Origin of the sequence: Bartonella sp. A1379B (genome assembly GCF_002022485.1) — a bacterium.
In the GTDB taxonomy this organism is placed as follows: Bacteria; Pseudomonadota; Alphaproteobacteria; order Rhizobiales; family Rhizobiaceae; genus Bartonella; species Bartonella rochalimae.
Genome location: NZ_CP019780.1, coordinates 228,790 through 250,234, shown reverse-complemented (window position 1 = coordinate 250,234; position 21,445 = coordinate 228,790). Strand labels below are relative to the sequence as shown.

The 21,445-nt window shown below is 34.7% G+C and carries 18 protein-coding genes; 10 read left to right on the top strand and 8 right to left on the bottom strand.

Translation table 11 applies throughout. The features are described from left to right. Positions 1 to 6 precede the first annotated feature (6 nt). Positions 7 to 501: a F0F1 ATP synthase subunit B gene (locus BA1379B_RS01015; protein ID WP_078673592.1), complete on the top strand. Its 495-nt coding sequence runs from the start codon at positions 7 to 9 to the stop codon at positions 499 to 501. 1,175 nt (positions 502 to 1,676) lie between these two features. On the opposite strand, the gene BA1379B_RS01010 is transcribed toward BA1379B_RS01015, so the two are convergent. The 4 genes from BA1379B_RS01010 to BA1379B_RS00995 form a co-directional block, all read right to left on the bottom strand. After that, on the bottom strand, positions 1,677 to 3,032 hold the full coding sequence (locus BA1379B_RS01010) for a cation:dicarboxylate symporter family transporter (protein WP_078692299.1): 1,356 nt from the start codon (positions 3,030 to 3,032) through the stop codon (positions 1,677 to 1,679). 293 nt (positions 3,033 to 3,325) lie between these two features. Next, the gene (gene mutT / locus BA1379B_RS01005) at positions 3,326 to 3,739 is read right to left on the bottom strand and encodes an 8-oxo-dGTP diphosphatase MutT (RefSeq protein WP_035006710.1); all 414 of its coding nucleotides are present in this window, start codon (positions 3,737 to 3,739) and stop codon (positions 3,326 to 3,328) included. Positions 3,740 to 3,871: 132 nt separating this feature from the next. After that, positions 3,872 to 5,110 (bottom strand): bifunctional glutamate N-acetyltransferase/amino-acid acetyltransferase ArgJ, encoded by a 1,239-nt coding sequence (gene argJ / locus BA1379B_RS01000; protein ID WP_078673590.1) that lies wholly within the window; start codon positions 5,108 to 5,110, stop codon positions 3,872 to 3,874. Between the two features lie 79 nt (positions 5,111 to 5,189). Then, entirely contained in the window at positions 5,190 to 6,143 is a 954-nt protein-coding gene (locus BA1379B_RS00995; protein ID WP_035006265.1) for a peptidylprolyl isomerase, read from the bottom strand. A gap of 407 nt (positions 6,144 to 6,550) precedes the next feature. Between BA1379B_RS00995 and secA the strand changes: the two genes are divergently transcribed. The 4 genes from secA to prmC all read left to right on the top strand — a co-directional run bounded on the left by secA (position 6,551) and on the right by prmC (position 11,821). Beyond that, positions 6,551 to 9,265 (top strand): preprotein translocase subunit SecA, encoded by a 2,715-nt coding sequence (gene secA / locus BA1379B_RS00990; RefSeq protein ID WP_078692298.1) that lies wholly within the window; start codon positions 6,551 to 6,553, stop codon positions 9,263 to 9,265. 16 nt (positions 9,266 to 9,281) lie between these two features. After that, positions 9,282 to 9,695, top strand: a complete 414-nt coding sequence (locus BA1379B_RS00985; protein WP_035006267.1) for a Fur family transcriptional regulator — start codon at positions 9,282 to 9,284, stop codon at positions 9,693 to 9,695. A 183-nt stretch (positions 9,696 to 9,878) separates the two neighbouring features. Continuing rightward, on the top strand, positions 9,879 to 10,958 hold the full coding sequence (prfA, locus tag BA1379B_RS00980) for a peptide chain release factor 1 (RefSeq protein WP_035006268.1): 1,080 nt from the start codon (positions 9,879 to 9,881) through the stop codon (positions 10,956 to 10,958). Further along, complete coding sequence (prmC, locus tag BA1379B_RS00975; protein WP_078673588.1) at positions 10,955 to 11,821, top strand: peptide chain release factor N(5)-glutamine methyltransferase; 867 nt, start codon at positions 10,955 to 10,957, stop codon at positions 11,819 to 11,821. Before prfA ends, prmC begins: the two co-directional genes overlap by 4 nt. On the opposite strand, the gene nrdF is transcribed toward prmC, so the two are convergent. From nrdF to nrdH, 4 genes are read right to left on the bottom strand one after another with little or no spacing between them, the layout of a single operon-like run. After that, complete coding sequence (gene nrdF / locus BA1379B_RS00970; protein ID WP_035006270.1) at positions 11,818 to 12,792, bottom strand: class 1b ribonucleoside-diphosphate reductase subunit beta; 975 nt, start codon at positions 12,790 to 12,792, stop codon at positions 11,818 to 11,820. The two genes, prmC and nrdF, sit on opposite strands and share 4 nt — an antisense overlap. A gap of 11 nt (positions 12,793 to 12,803) precedes the next feature. Beyond that, complete coding sequence (nrdE, locus tag BA1379B_RS00965) at positions 12,804 to 14,954, bottom strand: class 1b ribonucleoside-diphosphate reductase subunit alpha (protein ID WP_078692297.1); 2,151 nt, start codon at positions 14,952 to 14,954, stop codon at positions 12,804 to 12,806. Next, positions 14,936 to 15,334: a class Ib ribonucleoside-diphosphate reductase assembly flavoprotein NrdI gene (gene nrdI / locus BA1379B_RS00960; RefSeq protein ID WP_078673586.1), complete on the bottom strand. Its 399-nt coding sequence runs from the start codon at positions 15,332 to 15,334 to the stop codon at positions 14,936 to 14,938. The genes nrdE and nrdI overlap by 19 nt, the downstream gene beginning before the upstream one ends. After that, positions 15,334 to 15,555: a glutaredoxin-like protein NrdH gene (gene nrdH / locus BA1379B_RS00955; protein WP_035006273.1), complete on the bottom strand. Its 222-nt coding sequence runs from the start codon at positions 15,553 to 15,555 to the stop codon at positions 15,334 to 15,336. Before nrdH ends, nrdI begins: the two co-directional genes overlap by 1 nt. A 699-nt stretch (positions 15,556 to 16,254) precedes the next feature. Between nrdH and BA1379B_RS00950 the strand changes: the two genes are divergently transcribed. The 5 genes from BA1379B_RS00950 (at position 16,255) to ugpA (ending at position 21,437) form a co-directional block, all read left to right on the top strand. Next, positions 16,255 to 16,995 (top strand): metal ABC transporter ATP-binding protein, encoded by a 741-nt coding sequence (locus BA1379B_RS00950; protein WP_078673585.1) that lies wholly within the window; start codon positions 16,255 to 16,257, stop codon positions 16,993 to 16,995. A gap of 15 nt (positions 16,996 to 17,010) precedes the next feature. Continuing rightward, the gene (locus BA1379B_RS00945; RefSeq protein ID WP_078673584.1) at positions 17,011 to 17,901 is read left to right on the top strand and encodes a metal ABC transporter permease; all 891 of its coding nucleotides are present in this window, start codon (positions 17,011 to 17,013) and stop codon (positions 17,899 to 17,901) included. Next, positions 17,894 to 18,805: a metal ABC transporter solute-binding protein, Zn/Mn family gene (locus BA1379B_RS00940; protein WP_035006276.1), complete on the top strand. Its 912-nt coding sequence runs from the start codon at positions 17,894 to 17,896 to the stop codon at positions 18,803 to 18,805. Before BA1379B_RS00945 ends, BA1379B_RS00940 begins: the two co-directional genes overlap by 8 nt. A gap of 323 nt (positions 18,806 to 19,128) precedes the next feature. Beyond that, positions 19,129 to 20,454 (top strand): sn-glycerol-3-phosphate ABC transporter substrate-binding protein UgpB, encoded by a 1,326-nt coding sequence (ugpB, locus tag BA1379B_RS00935; RefSeq protein ID WP_078673583.1) that lies wholly within the window; start codon positions 19,129 to 19,131, stop codon positions 20,452 to 20,454. 98 nt (positions 20,455 to 20,552) lie between these two features. Continuing rightward, the gene (gene ugpA / locus BA1379B_RS00930; RefSeq protein ID WP_078692296.1) at positions 20,553 to 21,437 is read left to right on the top strand and encodes a sn-glycerol-3-phosphate ABC transporter permease UgpA; all 885 of its coding nucleotides are present in this window, start codon (positions 20,553 to 20,555) and stop codon (positions 21,435 to 21,437) included. Positions 21,438 to 21,445 lie beyond the last annotated feature (8 nt).

Genomic DNA, 21,445 nt, shown 5'->3' with positions numbered 1-21,445 from the left:
GCGGAAATGACTGATACATTTTGGGCTTTTATTGGATTAGTTCTTTTTTTGGCTTTTTTAGTCTATTTTGAAGTTCCCAATGCAATAATACGTAAACTTGATACACGTGCCAAACACATTAAAGATGAACTTGATGAAGCTCTTCGTCTTCGTGAAGAGGCACAGAAAGTGCTTGCTGAATATCAGCGTAAACATTTGGAAATAGAAAAAGAAACACAAGAGATAATTGCTGATGCTAAAGATAAAGTTGAAGCTATGCTTTCTGAAACTCGCATAAAAACAGAGGAATATATAAAAAATCACAGTCGGTTAGTGGAACAAAAAATTGCTCAAGCTGAAGCAAATGCAATTCGGACGCTTTCTTCAACTGCTGTTGATTTAGCAATCTCTGCCATAAATAGGCTTCTTATGAAAGAATTAGATGCTGAACAAGCTAATAGCTTGATTAAAGAGCCTCTTGTTAAAGAATCTCTAAAAAAGATTGAAACATATTTTAATTGATATGTTTTTATTAGCATTTTTTTAAATATTGAAAATAGATATTGTCCTTGTTAATTATCAAGGTTATTTTTGGCTTTTTAGATATATCATTGAGGTAAAATCTATTCTATCATCAACAGAATCTTAAGAAAAAAATTACTTTATAAATCATTAAGTTGAGCTAATAAAAAAGCAATTGATCGTTTGATTTTTACTTATTTCAATTTTATCACAAATTTTAAAATAAGTAAGGTAATGATTAATTTAAATCTTGCTTTATGACTAGAAATTTCTAGTTTAAATAACAAAGCGCTTTAATCTGATTAATAATAAAAGCTTTATTTGCCACAAGTGTGATATAAGAGCTCAATACTAAAGACCTCTCTTTTGAAAAAGAGAAATACTCTTAATTCAGAAAATAATATTAAAATTAGAGTTTTAATCATAGCCTTATAAAAAAGCATTTTATAATGCGCATCAGCTACTATGTGAACATTAGAAGTGAAATCCAAATTTACTAGATAAAACCATTTTAATAATATTCTTTTACCAATGGCAAAATCTTATAATCGTAGTCAATTTTTATCAAGTCAAGATAGAAACGACCATCTTACAATAGGCATTAAAGTGAGCAATTATAATATAGCATTATAATTTGTTTATTATAATAAGAAAAAGTAGTATCTCCTTGGCTCACAGATTATAAACATTTAATACATTAAACATTAAGTTACTACATACAAAAAAAGATATCTTATATCTAAAAACCTGCAATCCAAAATATGAACTTCTAGAAGAAATCAAATAATAACTAATAATTATAAACTTTATTGTACTAGAGTTCCTAAAGACTTCAGAAATATAAAAGAAGGTAACTTCAGTAAGTTTTTCTAAAGTAAAAAGCTACCACACAAAAGCAATTGCTTGATCTATTCCAAACTAGCATCTATGAAGATAACAAAATTTTAAAAGTATGTAAATTTCCAGAAACATTAAAATTGATAAAAGAGCTAAGATAGTAGTCCTAAGGTTATAAAAATTCAGATTTACCACAAAACTATATTTGTGATAATGTGTAGCTTTGTGAGATATTATATTTTGTGGAAAAAAGCTACTCTATAAGAAAATAAAATTATTAATCAATGACAGAGATTATATCGAAATAAACATGAAAAGCGATCATCTCAATATGAAAATCATCCTTCAAAAATGCTTTTATCCGTTGTATGCAATATCTGACTTGTCATAGTTCCAGCTAACATTGAGCCATTTACGTTAAGAGCCGTACGGCCCATATCAATTAGAGGTTCAACAGAAATGAGTACAGCTAACAAAGTAACAGGAAGTCCCATAATTGGTAAAACAATTAATGCGGCAAAAATGGCTCCTCCTCCAACACCAGCAACACCAATAGAACTTAATGTTACAACACCAACAAGGGTAGCTATCCAGAGAGGATCGAAAGAGTTAATGCCAACAGAAGGGGCTATCATAGTCGCGAGCATTGCTGGATAAAGTCCTGCACAACCATTTTGACCAATTGTTGCACCAAAAGAAGCGGCAAAACTTGCAATTGTCTGCGGGACACCAATCCATTGAGTTTGTGCCTCGATATTCAGAGGAATACTAGCAGCACTTGAACGACTACTAAAAGCGAATGTTAAAACGGGAAAAACTTTTTTGAAAAAACGGAATGGATTAATACCTGAGATACTCAGTAATATACCATGAATTGCAAACATAAGGGTAATGCCAACATAAGAAATAACAATAAAAACCAGTAATTTTAAAATATCTGCAGCATTTGAAGTTGCTCCTACCTTAGTCATTAGAGCAAAAACACCATAAGGTGTTAAAGAAATTATAATATGCACTAATCGCATAACCCAAGACTGCATAATTTGAATCAATAAAAGGACTTTCTCCCCTTTATCCGGTTCATCCTTTTTTAAAAGAATAGCCGCTGCTCCTAAAAAAGCTGAAAAAATAACAACGCTAATAATTGATGTAGGCTTTGTTTCTATTAACTCAGCGAATAAGTTTTGAGGAATAAATGATAAAATCAACTTTGGTATACTGATATTTTCAAGCTGAGAAATATGGCTTCCAAGAAGAGTAGATATATCTTCTCCTTTATGTACTAGACTACTTGCAGTGAGTCCGAAGAAATTAACAATAAAAATACCAATCAATGCAGAAAAAGATGTCGTTAAAAGGAGTATTGAAATTGTTATTATGCCAATTCTGCCAACAGCATAAATAGAATGTAAATGTGCTACTGCAGAAACAATAGAAACAAAAACCAATGGTATAACAATCATTTTTAATAACGATATATATCCATCACCAACAATGTTAAACCATTCAACAGACTCTAATAGAATAGGATTGCCTTCCTTATAAATAATCTGCAAAATACTACCAAAAATTAAACCAACTATAAGACCTAGTATAACTTGCAATGTAAGATTTTTTTTAATTTTTTTGTAATGGAAAAGACATAACAAAAAAACAATAAATAAAAATAAATTAATAAAAAAACTAAATGTCATTATTTATTCCTAGTATTATTTTTTTTAAATTTAAAAATATTTTTTATCTACAAATAATTTATTTCTAATAATTATTTTATCTAAAATAACGTAACTTAATAAAAATAAATGTACGCACAATAACTCTCGTAATCCAACGCAAAACACTGCACAATCAAATGTGCAAAAATAATCAAACAATTTATCTCAAAGGCCTTACTTTTAAAATACAACCACTTAAGATTCCTTGATCAGAAAATATTTAGTACAAGAAATTTCCCATTGTTTATAAATATTTTCTCTTTATCAGAATATTAAAGAACAAAATTTTTTAGAGCTTGAATCAATGGCTTATCAGCATCAGGCATAGAATATTCATCAAGACTGCTCATGCAAACCCATTCTAAATTTTGTCCTTCTCGTCCTTTTGGAACGCCCTCATAACGGTGGCAAATATACAATGGCATTAACAGGTGAAAGGTTTCATAATTATGGCTTGCAAATGTTAAGGGTAATAAATTATCCTGCCGAACATGAATACCAAGCTCTTCTGCTAACTCACGAATTAACGATGTCTCTGGCGTTTCACCATTTTCAATTTTTCCACCGGGAAATTCCCATAAACCAGCTAGCGATTTTCCTTGAGGCCGTTGCGCAAGCAACACTCGATTATCATGGTCTAATAAAGCACATGCAACAACAAGAAGGAGTGAATTTTTTATATGCATACTATGACCAAAAGAATAATAGATAACTATCATTCTTGCTATTGTAAAGCCCTATTCCAGAATAAACAACTAAATATCCAGTATTCTTTAAAAGTATATAAATACTAAATATTCGAGTTTATATTTTATGAATCAACTTCTATAATCACCATTAATCGCAACATATTCTTTTGTTAAGTCACAAGACCAAATTGTTGCTTTTCCGCTTCCAAGACCAATATCAACACAAATTTTAATATGTTGACCTTTCATATAAGCACTCACTGCTTTCTCATTATAATGAGGATCACGTTCACCATTAACAGCCAAACGATGTTCACCAAACCAAATTTTTAATCGATCACGATCTGCTTCAACACCTGCCTTACCAATCGCCATAACAACTCTTCCCCAATTAGCGTCTTCGCCTGCAATAGCTGTTTTTACAAGTGGTGAATTTGCAATTGATAAAGCAATAGTCTTAGCAGCACTATTTGTTGTAGCACCAATAACAGATACCTCAATTAAATGACGAGCTCCTTCACCATCACAAACAACTTGTAATGCAAGTTCGTGCAAAAGCTCACGCAGGTGCTTTACAAATATCCAATAACGAGGATCTGATTGGCTTGTCAAACAAGGAAGGCAACTCTTCGCTTTTCCTGTTGTGAAGATCATTAATGTATCAGACGTCGAAGTATCACTATCAACAGTAATTGAATTAAAAGTTTCCTGAACAGCCTCTGATAACATCATTTGGAGTATATCTGAAGAAATCGCTGCATCGCTTACCACAAAAGAAAGCATCGTTGCCATATCTGGTGCAATCATACCAGCACCTTTTGCAATCCCATTAATAGTAACAAGCTCTCCCCCAAAGTCAAATTGACGCGTTGCAAGTTTTGGAAACGTATCAGTTGTCATAATAGCTTTCGCAGCTTCTAACCAGCATCCCTCCTCTGCTGTAGAAGCCATATCAGGTAAAAGATTTAAAATACAAGCCTCATCCATTGGCTCACCAATAACACCCGTAGAAGCTATAAAAATTTCATCTTCTCTCGCTTTCAAAATACTAGATGCAGAATGAACTATTGCATTTGTCGTCTGCTTACCTTTGTGCCCCGTAAAAGCGTTGGCATTGCCAGAATTAACAACAAGACCTCTAGCAATCCCATGAAGAAGGGACGCACGACAATGATCTACAGCAGAAGATCTACATTTTGAACGTGTAAAAACACCTGCCACATTAGCTGGCTTATCAAATACAATTAAAAGAAGATCTGTACGATCTTTATACTTAATACCAGCTTTAGCTGTAGCTATCCGCACACCGGATAATAGTGGAAATTCTGGTGGTTGTTTATGTGAAAAAGGCGATATTTTTACAGCCATTAAATGCTTTTCCATAAATGCAATTGAATATACTTTAATAAAAGTGCTGGGCTTTATAAAATGACCCAGCATAAAAAAATTATTCCCCACCCTCTACATTGGATGTTTCACCTAGAAATGGTGCTTCATTTTCATTAAGCGATTGCATGTGTTTTGCAATATTAGAATCAGGATACTCTACATTAATCTTACCCCGTAAATCGGTAATAAGTGTTTGATAATGTTCTCTTATAAGCTGTGTACGCAATACATCCTTAACATCATCAAAGACAGGAGGTTGTTTTAAACGACGATCCTCTATCTTAATAACATGCCAACCAAATGGACTTTCAACAGGTTTTTTAGTATATTCTCCCACCTTCAAATTAAATGCAGCCTCTTCAAATGGCTTAACCATCTGACCGCGACTAAAATAGCCAAGATCTCCACCAACGGCAGAAGAACCATCTGTTGAGTCTTTTTTTGCAATTTCCTCAAAGCTTTCACCTTTATTCAAACGCTTAATAACTTTTTCTGCTTCTTCTTTTGTTTTGACTAAAATATGACGCGCTTTGATTTCATCTTCTTTAGGTAAAGCAGCAATTTCCTTATCATAAAGAGCTTTCACATCAGCATCTGCAATTTTATCAACAACCATCTCTTTAAAATAAAGTTGCTGAAGAATATTATCACGCATTATTGCCATACGTTTATCATAGGCTTCTGTCTTATCTAGACCTTTCTGCAGTGCTGCTTTAGCAAGTGCCTGCATATCTAAATACGCTTTTAAGACTGTTACACGGCGTTTTTCATCTGGAACACGAACTAAATTAGGATTTATTTCGAGTGCTAGCTCATCTAACTGCCCGGCCGTAATATTTTTCCCATCAATCACTGCTATTACATGAGAAAGAGGAACTGGTTTTTCAGCAGCGTTCTCCAAAGTACTTAAATCATTTTTTGCAGACTTTACGCTTTCTTGAGCTATCACACCGGCATGTATGCCAACTAATAAAGTTGAGGCCAAACATAGTACCCTAAAATTGAATCTCATAAATATATTCCCTTTTTAAAATCAATGTACTTTCAAATTTAATTTTTTTACCATAGCACTTTAAAATCTAAACATAGATAAATTTTATTTCACAAAAATAAAAAATGATCCTTCCATTTTATTACATTTTGATTCCAGATAATACAAAACATGATAATATAGAAAAATGTCACATTATACCCTAAATTACTTCATACCTTAATTATTCAAATAATATCACTAAAGTTGACACAATGGTTTTAGCCCCTTAATCTCTATTTTATAAAAAATGAAAAAACATTATACGTCAGTTACCATAAAGCACTGCATGCATCTAATTATACCAAACGTTTTAGACGGTGCAGAGCCATAGATACAATTTAATAAACACCCATTATGGTGATAACAAATGAAAGAAAGGACCAGAAATGGTCAATTTAGGTGCTCTTGCGCATAAATTCTTTGGTTCGGCTCATGAACGCCGTATTAAAGCATTTCGCCAAAAAATAACACAGATTAATGCCTTAGAAGAACAATTGCAAAAATTAAGCGATATGCAATTACGCCAAAAAACTGCTGAGTTTCGTAAAAGATTAACTGAAGGTGCAACGGTTGATTCGCTATTACCAGAAGCATTTGCAACTGTCCGTGAAGCAGCAAAACGTGTTTACGGCATGCGCCCTTTTGACGTACAGCTTATTGGTGGGATGGTTCTTCATAACCGAGGAATTGCTGAAATGCGTACTGGTGAAGGTAAAACATTAATGGCAACCTTACCAGTATATCTTAACGCCCTAGAAGGAAAAGGGGTCCATGTTGTTACAGTTAATGATTATCTTGCTGGTCGTGATGCTGAAACAATGGGTAAAATCTACGATTTTTTAGGTATGACAACTGGTGTTATTCTCAATCATCTTGATAATGATTCTCGCCGAGCAGCTTATGCATGTGATATTACTTATGCAACAAATAATGAATTAGGATTTGATTATCTTCGCGATAATATGGCTTTTGGCCGTAACCAAATGGTACAGCGTGGTCACTATTATGCAATTATTGATGAAGTTGATTCAATTCTTATTGATGAAGCACGAACCCCTCTTATTATTTCTGGTCCCTTAGAAGATCGTACTGACTTTTATAATCTTATTGATGCATTTATTCCTTTCCTAACACCAGAAGACTACGAAATAGATGAAAAACAAAAAACCACAACTTTTACTGAAATTGGTACTGAAAAAATTGAGGAAATGCTAAAAAAAGCTGGACATCTCAAAAATGAAAGCCTCTACGACATAGAAAACGTTACAATTGTCCACCATGTTAATAATGCTCTGAAAGCGCATAAATTGTTTATCCGTGATAAAGATTATATTGTCCGAAATGGTGAGGTCGTTATCATTGATGAATTTACTGGTCGTATGATGCCAGGACGACGTTACTCTGAAGGATTACATCAAGCATTAGAAGCCAAAGAACATGTCACTATCCAACCAGAAAACCAGACCTTAGCTTCTATTACTTTTCAAAATTATTTTCGTATGTATAAAAAATTATCCGGTATGACTGGAACAGCTACAACGGAAGCTGAAGAATTTAGTAATACTTATGATCTTGAGGTTGTTGAAGTTCCTACAAATTTACCTGTTCAACGCCGCGATGAAGATGATGAAATTTATCGAACAGCAGAAGAAAAATATCGAGCCATTGTTCGCGATATTCGTCAAGCTCACGAAAAAGGACAACCTATTCTGGTTGGAACTACTTCTATTGAAAAGTCGGAACAGTTAGCAGAGCGCTTACGGAAAGAAGGTATCACTGATTTTCAAGTTTTAAATGCTCGTTATCATGAACAGGAAGCACATATTATAGCACAAGCAGGTGTTCCTAAAGCGTTGACTATCGCCACCAATATGGCCGGTCGTGGTACCGATATACAACTTGGTGGTAATGTTGAAATACGTATTCGGCAAGAATTGCAGAATGTACCTGAAGGCCCAGAACGAACTGCTAAAATTGAAGAAATCAAGAAAGATGTTCAACAACTGAAAGAGAAGGCATTAGCTGCTGGGGGTCTTTATGTTATTGCTACTGAACGCCACGAAAGTCGTCGAATTGATAACCAACTTCGCGGTCGTTCTGGTCGCCAGGGTGATCCTGGACGTTCAAAATTTTTTCTTTCTCTTCAAGATGATCTCATGCGTATCTTCGGTTCTGACCGTATGGATAGTATGCTGCAAAAGCTTGGACTAAAAGAAGATGAAGCCATTGCCCATCCATGGATTAATAAAGCTCTTGAGAAAGCTCAAAAAAAGGTTGAAGCACGAAATTTCGAAATTCGTAAAAATCTTTTAAAATATGACGATGTCATGAACAATCAACGCCAAGTTGTTTTCGAACAACGCATGGAAGTTATGAATACAGAAAATTTAACTGAAATGACTGTTGAAATGCGTAATGAAGTCATTGAAGATCTAGTAGAAACCCACATTCCATATGGAGCATACGCAGAAAAATGGAATGTGAAAGATTTACAAAAAGCACTATATCAGATTTTTAATTTGAACCTTCCAATAGAAAAATGGGCAAGCGAAGAAGGAATTGCTGAAGAGCAAATTGTAGAACGCATAACAAAGGCTGTTGAAAAATTTGAAAAGGAACGCTCTGAACGCTATAGCCCAGAAATAATCGCTTATTTTCATAAAGCTATACTACTTGAAACAATTGATACATTATGGCGTGAGCATTTGGTTCATTTAGATCATTTACGTTCTGCTGTTAGCTTCCGTGGTTATGCACAACGAGATCCTCTCAATGAGTATAAAACAGAGTCATTCGAACTCTTTCAAACTATGCTTATCAATCTCCGTAAAAATTTTATTTCTAAACTCATGCATTTTGAAATTATTCAAAAACCCGTAGAATCGCAAACACCTGAAAGATCACGCTCCCAGTATCCTTCTAATACTCAGAACGCAAAAAATAACACCACAGCATGGGCACAAATAAACGAAAATAGGTTAGTTAATCCCGAAAAACGCAATCCTAATGATCCAACAACATGGGGAAAAATTGGACGAAATGAATCTTGCCCTTGTGGTTCAGGCAAAAAATATAAGCATTGTCATGGGTCATTTATCTGAAAAGTCAAATAATTAAATGAATAAACAAACTTATGAAAAAGAATTACGAATTGCCGGCTTAAGAGTAACACGTCAAAGGTGTATTATTCTTGACGTCTTAGCCGACACAGATGATCATCCGAATGCATTTGAAATTTTTCAACGTGTTCATAAAATAGATCCTAGTATTTCGCTATCAACTGTTTACCGCACAATGAAAACATTAGAAGAAAATGGAACTATTCATCGCCATATCTTCAATGGAGGACCTTCTCGTTTTGAACAAGCAAAAGGCGAGCATCACGATCATCTTATTGATATAGACACAGGAGAAGCTATTGAATTTCATTCTGCTATCATTGAAAAACTGCAAGAAGAAATTGCCCATTCCCTTGGTTATGATATTGTTTATCATCGTCTTGAAATTTACGGGAAAAAACGCAATTCCTAAATTAATAGACCTATATGTATAATGAAAAATATTATTTATGCACACCAAATTTTTACATAAATTTATTTTAAAATTCTATAATTTGGTTGGCAAGAGCATTTTTCTTCTTTATCACCCCCTGTAATAATATAATATATAATATTATCAACTATCTAACACTCAATAAATTAGGCCAATATTGCCATGGTTTCTTTGCCACAAGACCGCATGAAGCAACTTGAAAAACGCTTCAAAATAATCGAAAGCCAAATGGCTGAGAATCCAAATGCGGAAACATATGTAAAACTAGCGTCCGAATACGCAGAATTACAGCCAATTATAGCTCCTATACGAACATTAAATTCTCTCCATAAAGAAATAGCAGAGCTCGAAACTATAATAAGTGATACACAAACAGATACAGAAATGCGTAATTTAGCTCAAGAAGAGCTATCATCATTATCTCAAAAAATTCAAGAACTTGAGCAAGAACTCCAAATTCTTCTTTTGCCCAAAGACATTGCTGATGAAAAAAGTGTTATCATTGAAATTAGAGCAGGAACAGGAGGATCAGAAGCAGCACTTTTTGCAGGAAATCTTTTTCGTATGTATGAACGTTATGCAAATACTCACAACTGGAAAGTTGAAATCATTTCTTTGAGTGATGGTGAAGTTGGTGGATATAAAGAAATTATTGCAACTATTTCAGGAAAAGGTGTATTTTCCAAGCTTAAGTTTGAATCAGGTGTCCATCGCGTGCAACGCATCCCTGAAACAGAAACAGGAGGACGCATTCATACATCTGCCGCCACTGTTGCAGTTTTACCAGAAGCAGAAGAAATTGATATCGAAATTCGCCCAGAAGATATCCGTATTGATACAATGCGCGCATCTGGTGCTGGTGGGCAACATGTCAATACAACTGATTCAGCTGTTCGTATTACGCATATTCCAACAGGAATTATGGTTGTTCAAGCAGAAAAATCACAACATCAAAATCGCGCACGCGCTCTCCAAATTTTACGTGCGCGTTTATTCGATATTGAACGGCAAAAAGCAGAGAGTGAACGTTCAGCATCCCGAAAAACTCAAGTTGGTTCTGGTGATCGATCAGAACGTATCCGTACCTATAATTTTCCACAAGGACGAGTAACTGACCATCGTATTAATCTGACTCTCTATAAACTTGATCGTATCATGGAAGGAGATTTAAATGAGTTGATTAATGCACTCATTTCTGATCATCAGACAACGCTCCTTACTGAAATGGATCATAGTAGATGAATGATCATTCGCTTAGTAAGGTCATCCAAACAACACAAGAAAAATTGCGCCATCAAGGAATTTCTGAAGCCGATCTTAACGCAAAAATACTCGTTGAATGGATAACAGGAACCACTGCATCTGATAGAATTCTTCAACCAAATATGTATCTATCTTCTCAACAGCTCGTACAATTAGAACAAGCTATAAATCGACGTATTGCAGGTGAACCGGTCTATCGTATTATCGGAACACGAGAATTTTATGGTATACCATTTACTTTGTCTAAAGATACGTTAGAACCACGTCCTGATACAGAAACACTCGTTGATCTTGTTTTACCAATCCTCAAATCACATCTAGAGAAATCAGAACAAGCTACATTGCTTGATATGGGAACAGGAAGTGGAGCTATCGCTATTGCGATTCTCAAACAAATCCCTCAAACCTATGCTGTAGCTGTTGATATTTCCGAAGATGCTTTAAAAACAGCTACAAAAAATGCACAGCATGCGAATGTTGCCCATCGTTTTACACCTCTTCTCAGTAATTGGTTTGATTCCATCAAAGGGCAATTTGACCTCATTATTTCTAATCCGCCTTATATTCCAGAAAAAGAAATTAAAAACCTTGCAAAAGAAGTACGCCAACATGACCCTTGGCGCGCTCTAAATGGTGGAGAAGATGGCCTTTATTTTTATCGAAAATTGGCTTATGAATCAGCAAATTATTTAAAAGAGAAAAGTTATATCGCCGTTGAAATTGGCTATTCTCAAGAAAAAAAAGTTCGTGATTTATTTGAAAAAAATGGATTTAAATGTCTTAAAATACGCGAAGATTTAAATAAAATACCCCGTGCACTTCTTTTTTCCTTCACGCATTAAAATGCCCAATCCTCGTCGACAGTTGCTACTGCTTTACCAATAACATAAGAAGAACCTGATCCCGAAAAGAAGTCATGATTTTCATCAGAATTCGGTGACAAAGCTGCTAAAATGGCAGGATTAACACGGCACACTTCAGGCGGGAAAAGAGCCTCAAAGCCTAAGTTCATTAATGCTTTATTTGCGTTATAATGAAGAAAAACCTTAACATCTTCTGTCAACCCAATAGCATCATAAAGATCTTCAGTATATTTACACTCAATATTATAAAGATCAAAAAGTAGATTAAAAGCAAAATCTTTTATTTCTTGTTTTTTAGCTTCATCAAGTTTTGCAAACCCCAATTGAAATTTATAGCCGATATAATAACCGTGAACAGCCTCATCACGAATAATAAGCCGAATTAAATCAGCCGTGTTCGTCAGCTTAGCACGACTTGACCAATACATGGGCAAATAAAAACCAGAATAAAATAAAAAACTCTCAAGGAAAGTCGAAGCAATTTTTTTCTTTAGTGGTTCATCTGCTTCATAATGTTCAAGTATTAATCTCGCTTTCTTCTGCAAATAGGTATTTTCTTCCGACCATCTAAACGCATCATCAACTTCCACTGTCGAACATAAAGTTGAGAAAATAGAGGAATAAGAACGTGCATGAACTGCTTCCATAAATGCAATATTAGTTAATACTGCTTCCTCATGTTCTGTTACAGCATCGGCCATAAGAGAAATAGCACCCACAGTATTCTGAACCGTATCAAGGAGAGTAAGGCCTGTAAAAACACGAATTGTCAGTTTTCGTTCTTCCTCAGTCAAACTAGCCCATGAAGGAATATCATTGGACAACGGTACTTTCTCAGGCAACCAAAAATTACCAGTTAAACGATTCCAAACTTCAAGATCTTTTTCATCATAGAGTCTATTCCAATTTACAGCACAAACAACAGGATTTTTTGTTGTAATTTTGGTCATATAATCATCTCCTATAAGCTACATGAAACACAACCATCAACTTCTGTTCCACTCAATGCCATCTGCCGTAACCGTACATAATAAAGGCTCTTTATGCCTTTTTTCCAGGCATAAATTTGCGCACGATTAATGTCACGTGTAGTTGCTGTATCTGGAAAAAATAACGTTAACGAAAGCCCCTGATCAACATGCTGCGTAGCAACAGCATAAGTATCAATAATTTTTTCAGGCCCAATTTCATAAGCATCCTGATAAAACTCTAAATTCGTATTATCCATATAAGGGGCAGGATAATAAACACGTCCAATTTTTCCCTCTTTGCGAATTTCAATCTTCGAAGCAATCGGATGAATAGAAGAAGTCGCATAGTTAATATAGGAAATAGATCCCGTAGGTGGTACAGCCTGAAGATAGCGATTATAAAGCCCATATTGAGCAACTAATTGCTTCAGCTCTTGCCAGTCTTTTTGGTTCGGAATAACGATATTATTACGCGTAAAAAGCTTTTGTACTAGTTCAAATTGCGGTTTCCATTCTTTCTCAATATACTTTGTAAAAAAATGTCCATCTGCATAAGCTGATTTTTCAAATCCTACGAACACTTCCTTACGTTCACGCGCAATTAAATTAGAAGCACGTAATGCGTGATATGTAACTGTATAAAAATAGATATTAGTAAAATCAATTGCTTCCGGTGTTCCATAATAGATCTTTTCACGTGCTAGAAAACCATGCAAGTTCATTTGCCCCAAACCAATCGCATGACTCTCGGCATTGCCTTTTGCAATAGAAGGCACACAAGCAATATTACTCATATCAGAAACAGCTGTTAAGGCACGCACAGCTATTTCCACTGTCCTCCCAAAGTTGTCACTCTCCATTGCTTTTGCAATATTCATCGAGCCAAGATTACAAGATATATCATTGCCAACAGCACGATAAGTTAAATCTGTTTCCAGTTCACTTGCTTCACTTACTTGCAAAATTTCTGTACACAAATTGCTCATACTAATACGGCCTGCTATTGGATTTGCCCGATTGACGGTATCTTCGAATAAAATATATGGATATCCTGATTCAAACTGAATTTCTGCTAACGTTTGAAAGAAAACCCGCGCACTTATTTTCTTTTTGCGTATCTTTGAATTATCAACAAAAGAACGATAATGCTCCGTCAAAGAAATATCACTAAAAGGTTTTCCTGTAACCTGCTCAATATCGTACGATGAGAAAAGATACATATCCTCATTATTACGAGCAAGCTCAAAAGTGATATCAGGAATAATAACACCAAGTGAAAGCGTTTTAATTCTGACTTTTTCGTCAGCATTTTCTCGCTTTGTATCCAAAAATTTCATAATATCTAAATGGTGTGCATGTAAATAAACAGCACCAGCGCCTTGTCGCGCACCAAGTTGATTAGCATAAGAAAAGACATCTTCTAACATTTTCATCACAGGTAAAACACCCGATGACTGATTTTCTATTTTCTTAATTGGTGCCCCTGCTTCTCGCAAATTCGTTAAACAAAGGGCCACACCTCCACCGCGTTTAGAAAGCTGTAAGGCTGAATTAATCGAACGGCCTATCGATTCCATATTGTCTTCAACGCGTAACAAAAAGCACGATACCAATTCTCCTCTTTGCTTCTTGCCCGCATTCAAAAATGTTGGTGTTGCTGGTTGAAACCGTCCCGTAATAATTTCATCAACTAAGCCCTCAGCAAGGGATTTATTCCCTTGTGCTAAATATAAAGCAACAAGACAAACACGATCCTCATAACGCTCAAGATAGCGCTTACCATCAAAAGTCTTTAACGTGTAACTCGTGTAATATTTGAACGCACCCAGAAAAGTAGGAAAACGAAATTTAAATGCATAAGCACGCTTAAAAAGCTTTTTGACAAAAGAAAAATCATAAAGTTCAAATAATTCTCTCTCATAATACTTTTCTTCTATCAAATAATCTATTTTCTCCTTTAAATTATGAAAAAAAACCGTATTCTGATTAACATGTTGGAGAAAATACTGCCGAGCAGCAAGTTTATCCATATCAAATTGAATATGACCATTCTCATCATAAAGATTAAGCATTGCGTTGAGTGCATGATAATCTGTAATTTGATCTGGCGTCTCCAGTTTTTTTACATTTGTTGTTTCCAAAACTTTTCCAATCCTTTTTTAACACAAATAACGTCTTCCTTAGTTCCTCGCAGCTCAAAACGATAGAGGCAAGGTACACAACATTTTTCTGCAATGATCTTGCTCGCTAAATTATAATAACGACCAAAATTACGATTTCCGCCACCAATGACACCACGAACCAATTTGCGGTTTTCCTCCTCATTAAGAAAATGAATAACTGCTTTTGGCACAGCCAATCTACCTTCACCATCTGCATAAGTAGGTACAGCTAACACATACGGCTCTCTAACCAATATTGACGGATTTTTTTTATCAATTTTGAAAAGCCGTTGACCAAGCTGAGAAACAAAATATTCAGTATTACCCGTTGCACTCGAATAATAAACAATAAGCCCCATTAGCTACAAAGACCATTAATCATATCTGGTCTAAAACCCGACCAATGATTATCACCGCAAATCACTACAGGCACTTGGCGATATCCTAAAGACTGAACAAAATTATACGCTTGTTCATCACAAGAAATATCAATAACATTATAATCAATACCCTTAGCATCAAAAGCACGACAGGTAGCATCACATTGAACACAAGATGGTTTACTATAAATAGTGATCATTCTTTTCAACTTTCATAATTCAAAAAAAATAACTCAGAAAAACATTAATTCTGATAATCTCACAATATTTACACAATAATTACATACAAAACGCCTAGTCATATTTTAGTTAAAATGACTTATAAACTGTCGAACGCATCTTTAAATCACTACATTTTCTTTAAAAAACATAGGACAAACGAAGAAAGGCCTTGCGATCCTAATAACTGTTCTTCGTTACACAACAACTATTCACTAGCATTTTTCTTGTTTCGCTATTTTTTAATTAAACGTATCATAAAGCCAATTAACCTCGTAGCCTTTGCAGCCATTTTGTTAGCGTCTTCATCTGTTTTTCATCGCAAAAAACTTTAATATACAGACAATGAACAAAAAAACTCCCCTAAGGTGATACTTTAATTGAACTGCTACTCTAAAAATAATAATACTTTACTGTGAAATAATCTAGTTTCAATAAAATGAACAATGTATTCACATTTAGCGTTTATTTTGAATCACCGATCATTTTAGTACTATATATAGTATACATACACATGATTTCGTCAAGAGAAATTCAGAGCTATTTTTAATTTTCCACGATCTTCCCATTACCATGCAAAGTCTCTTAAAAACATAAGAAAATAATATAATACTTTATTGACATATGTAATTATATAACATAACTTTTTAAAATATTAAAAAATAGAGAATGGTATCAATATGAGCTTACAGTTCAACAATGTGACATTCGGTTACACAAACAGAATTGTTATAAAAAATTTTTCAGCAAAACTGACAACAAATTCATTAATTGCCATAACCGGTGATAACGGTTCTGGGAAATCTACACTTCTCAAAACTATTGCCGGATTAATTAAACCTATCAGTGGTAAAATTACAAAACTCACAAAAAGCCGTATTGCTTACCTAGGTCAATACTGTGATATTGATCGAACATTCCCAGCTGATGTAGAAACACTCGTTAAAATGGGACTATGGTCTTTCTGTGGATTATGGAAAAGCCAGCGTTCCTATCAATATAAAATTCAAAATGCGCTAGAAGTAGTTGGGCTTGCAGCGCTCGCTCACCGCTCCCTGAATACACTATCAAATGGACAACTACAACGTGCTCTTTTTGCACGTATTATTGTCCAAGATTCGGATATTATATTGCTTGATGAACCTTTCAATGGTGTGGATCTTAAAACCCAAAAGGATCTCCTAACACTGATCACTCATTGGCAACAAAAAGGCCGCACAATTCTTATAGCACTTCATGATCCTTTTATTGTTCAAGAATATTTTCCACAAATGATTCATATCCATAAACAGCATGCTTTTTATGGAGAAACGACACAGTTATTAAGCGCCAATAATCATCTTGTTACGCCATCTCTCATATCCAATTTTTCCATGTTATTCCACAAGAACAAGCCTTTGCGGTCAAGTAATTTTATCTAAACTGGATCATCACACGTGTACGCATTTTTTTTCGCGCCTTTTATTGATTTCCAATTTATGCAAAATGCTTTAATTGGTTCTTTTTTATTAACGATCAGTGCTTGTCCCATTGGAGTATTTTTAATGTTACGTGGTATGAGCTTAACAGGTGATGCAATATCACACGCTATTCTTCCTGGTGTTGCCATTGCTTTTCTTTTCTGTGGTTTTTCTCCAATATTCATGACTCTTGGTGGAGTTGGAGCTGGTATTATTGTTTCATTAGCAACTACTTTAATTTCAAGAAATAGTTTTCAAAAAGAAGATGCCTCAATGACTGTCTTCTATCTTTTTGCATTAGCAACAGGTGTCATAATTATTTCACTCAAAGGATCAACAATTGATTTATTGCATCTTTTATTCGGTTCAGTGCTTTCTATTAATATACAAGCCATTTTGCTTATTACTGTTATAATGCTCATAACAATAAGTAGTCTGTGTATTTTTTGGCGAGCTCTTGTAGTAGAAAGTTTTGATTCACTATTTTTAAAATCACTTTCTCCACTAGGAAAATATGTTCACATGTTATTACTTGGGCTCATGGTATTAAACCTTGTTGGCGGTTTTCAATCATTAGGAACACTTATGTCCGTCGGCATTATGATGATTCCAGCCATCACTGCCCGTTTTTGGCTTTCGCGTTTGGGCTCTATTTGTATATTATCGATTATTTTAGGAATCATTGCCAGTGTATTTGGCCTTCTGCTCTCTTTTCATAAATCCCTACCCTCTGGTGCGTCTATTATTATAGTTGCAGGCTCTATCTATCTTCTCACCTGTCTTATAAGTCCACGTGGACTCATTGCAACCTGGTTTCCTCGTCTTTTTCTATACATCCTTTCCATCATAAGGAAACAGCATGCATAAATTTGCTAAACTATTTTTTCGTCTGATCTCTCTTCTATTACTTCTCTTCCCACTTTCTGCCATTGCACATCAAAAAATTAATGTTGTCACAAGCTTTTCTATTCTTACAGACTTAGTAAAAAATGTAGGAGGCCATCATATCTCAATCACCACCTTTGTTGGTCCTAATACAAGCATCCATAGTTACGAACCAACACCCCGTGATGCAAAAACTATTAAAAATGCTCATATTATTTTCATCAACGGTCTGTATTTAGAAGATTTCATTAATCGGCTCACGATAGCAACTGGAACAAAAGCACTTCTTGTAGAAGTTAGTGCTAATATTTCCCCATTAGAAATTAAACATGAACAACGTAACAAGACACATTACCACGGTAGTATTGATCCACATGCTTGGCAAACTATCCCCAATGTTGAAACATACGTTAAGAATATTGCTGCTGCTTTCTGTAAAATAGATCAACAATCATGTGAAAATTATAATAAAAACGCTCAGACTTATATTCAAAAACTAAAAGCACTGCATACAACTATTACAACACAAATTTCTACTATCCCGAAAGACAAGCGAACTATTATCACATCTCATAATGCCTTTAGTTATTTTGCTCATGAATATGGATTCACCATCCTTGCTCCCGAAAATGCTTCAAAAGAAGCTACTGCAGCAGATGTTGCCAAACTTATTAAACAAATTAAAAACAATAAAGTATCCGCATTATTTGTTGAAAACATCTCTAATCCTCGTCTTATAGAACAAATTTCAAAAGAAACAGGTTTAAAAATCGGGGGCGTACTTTATTCCGATGCATTATCCGAAAAAGAGGGTCCTGCTGCGACTTATCTTGATATGATGGAATACAATGTTAACACCATCATTAACGCAATAAACAAATGTTAGGGCACATAATATTACTGGAATGTTAAACAATAACCCTAAAGACTATCTCACTTCATCTAAATGTCCTTAATTGTTTGCCTCTCTCATTACCTTTTTCATTTTTTTTAGAATTATTGTCATTTTATAATGCAACCGTTACAGCTACATCCAGACAATCATAAAAGTTGTAAAATTGGTCAATTTACACAAATTCGTTTGACCTTTGCATGGTTCATGTTTAAATGAAATGGCATCTTTGCGAAATAGAACCATCATGATATATTTATGAATTATATTAATAGTTCTGAAAAAACCGTGCTCAATCAATTCAAAAAGGGTGAATCATGAATCGTCTTTATCTTTCCTCGGCAGCATTTATGATTGCTATAACTGCAGCAACAGCTGGTTTTGCACAAACAAAAATTAGCTTTTGGCACTCTATGAGTGGAGATCTAGGAAAACAAACTGAAAATCTTATCAATGATTTTAATAAAAGCCAATCTGATTACAAAATTATTCCTTCATTTCGTGGGGAATATGAAGAAAGCATGATATCACTTATCGCAGCATTTCGAGGGAAAAAACAACCGGTTCTCGCTCAAATTTATGAAATTGGCACAAGTACTATGATGGCTGCAAAAGGTGTGATCTATCCACTTTATCAACTCATGGCTGACACAAAGCAAGAATTTGATACCTTAGACTATTTACCTGCTATCAGTAGCTATTATTCTGATATGCAAGGACGTATGCTCTCTATGCCATTTAATGTTTCAGCTCCAATTCTTTTTTATAATAAGGATATTTTTAAAAAAGCGGGGCTTGATCCAGAACAACCACCCAAAACATGGAAAGATATAGAAGATTTTTCACAAAAAATTCTTGATAGTAAAGCTGCAAGTTGTGGTTTTACAATGACTTATGCTGCACAATGGATTGGCGTAGAAAATTTTTCAGCATTTCATAACATTCCTGTAGGAACAAAAAGAAATGGACTTGATGGACTTGATGCAGAACTAACATTGAACAGTCCTTTGCAAATACGCATGTGGACAGATTTTAAAAGATGGTCAGATAAAGGTATTTTTCGTTACGGTGGCCCAGCTGGTGCACTCGATTCAACACCAATGTTTATGGCACAAAGTTGTGCAATTTTAATACAATCATCAGGATCACGTGGTGGAATCGTTTCAGAAGCCCAATTTAATGTTGGATTTGGTATGCTTCCCTATTATGATGATGTAAAAGATGCACCACAAAACTCAATTATTGGTGGTGCTTCTATTTGGATTTTGAAAGGTCATACATCTAAAGAATACGCGGGTGCAGCAGCTTTTCTTAAATTCCTCTCACAAACAAATAATCAAGCTAAATGGCATCAAAAAACAGGATACCTTCCTCTCACAAACGCCGCTTACGAATTAAGTCGAGAACAAAATTTTTATGATAAGAATCCAGGTGCAGATATTGCTATTCAACAAATCAATTTAAATCCACCAACAGAAAATTCAAAAGGAATAAGGTTTGGTAGCTTACCGCAAATTCGTTCGATTCTTGATCAAGAATTAGAGGCTGTTCTAAATGGTTCTAAATCACCAAAAGAGGGATTAGATGAAGTAGTTGAACGTGGTAATAAACTTTTACGTGAATTTGAAAAAGCCAATCATTAACGTTTCATGATCATTGTTCAAAGTTGAAAAATTAGATCTTGAAAAACGGTATATTTCAATTCCTTTTTCCCGATGACTCTTATTAAAGAGCCCTGCACATGCAAGAAAAACATGCATATTTCAGAAATAGCCTCCTTCCTTATTGGCTACTTTTTCCTCAACTTGTGGTAACTTTTTTATTTTTTCTTTGGCCCGCTGCTCAAGCAATAAAATCGTCCTTTGAACGTGAAGATCCTTTTGGTTTCTCAACAACCTTTATTGGTCTTGAAAACTACATAACTATCTTTTCTGATACTACTTATATACAATCACTGCTGACAACGATCATATTTTCTATTTCTGTCACACTTGTTTCGATGACAATATCACTTCTTCTAGCTGTTTCTGTTGACCGTGTTATTCGTGCAAAAAAAGCTTATACTATGCTTTTACTTTGGCCATACGCTGTTGCTCCTGTATTAGCAGGTGTATTATGGTTGTTTATTTTCCATCCAACTATCGGTACTTTTCCTTTTCTCCTTAAAAAAATAGGTATTATATGGAACCATCGTATTAACGGTGTGCAAGCTATGATTCTGGTTGTAATTGCTGCTAGCTGGCAACAAATTTCCTATAATTTTCTCTTTTTCTTTGCTGGTCTCCAATCCGTTCCTCACTCGCAAATAGAAGCAGCTGCCATTGATGGTGCCGGTCCTTTTAAACGATTTTGGACGATAATCTTTCCACAAATTTCACCAACAACTTTTTTTCTACTGATCATCAATATCAATTATGTCATGTTTGATACATTCGGCATTATTGATAACATGACTTCTGGAGGACCTGCACGAGCAACCAGCACAATCGTCTATAAAGTGTATGAAGATGGCTTTAAAAATCAAATGATTGGTGCATCAGCTGCACAATCAACCATATTAATGCTGATGGTTATTATTTTAACATTAATCCAATTCCGCTGGATTGAACGTCGGGTCCAATATTAGGAGAGAAG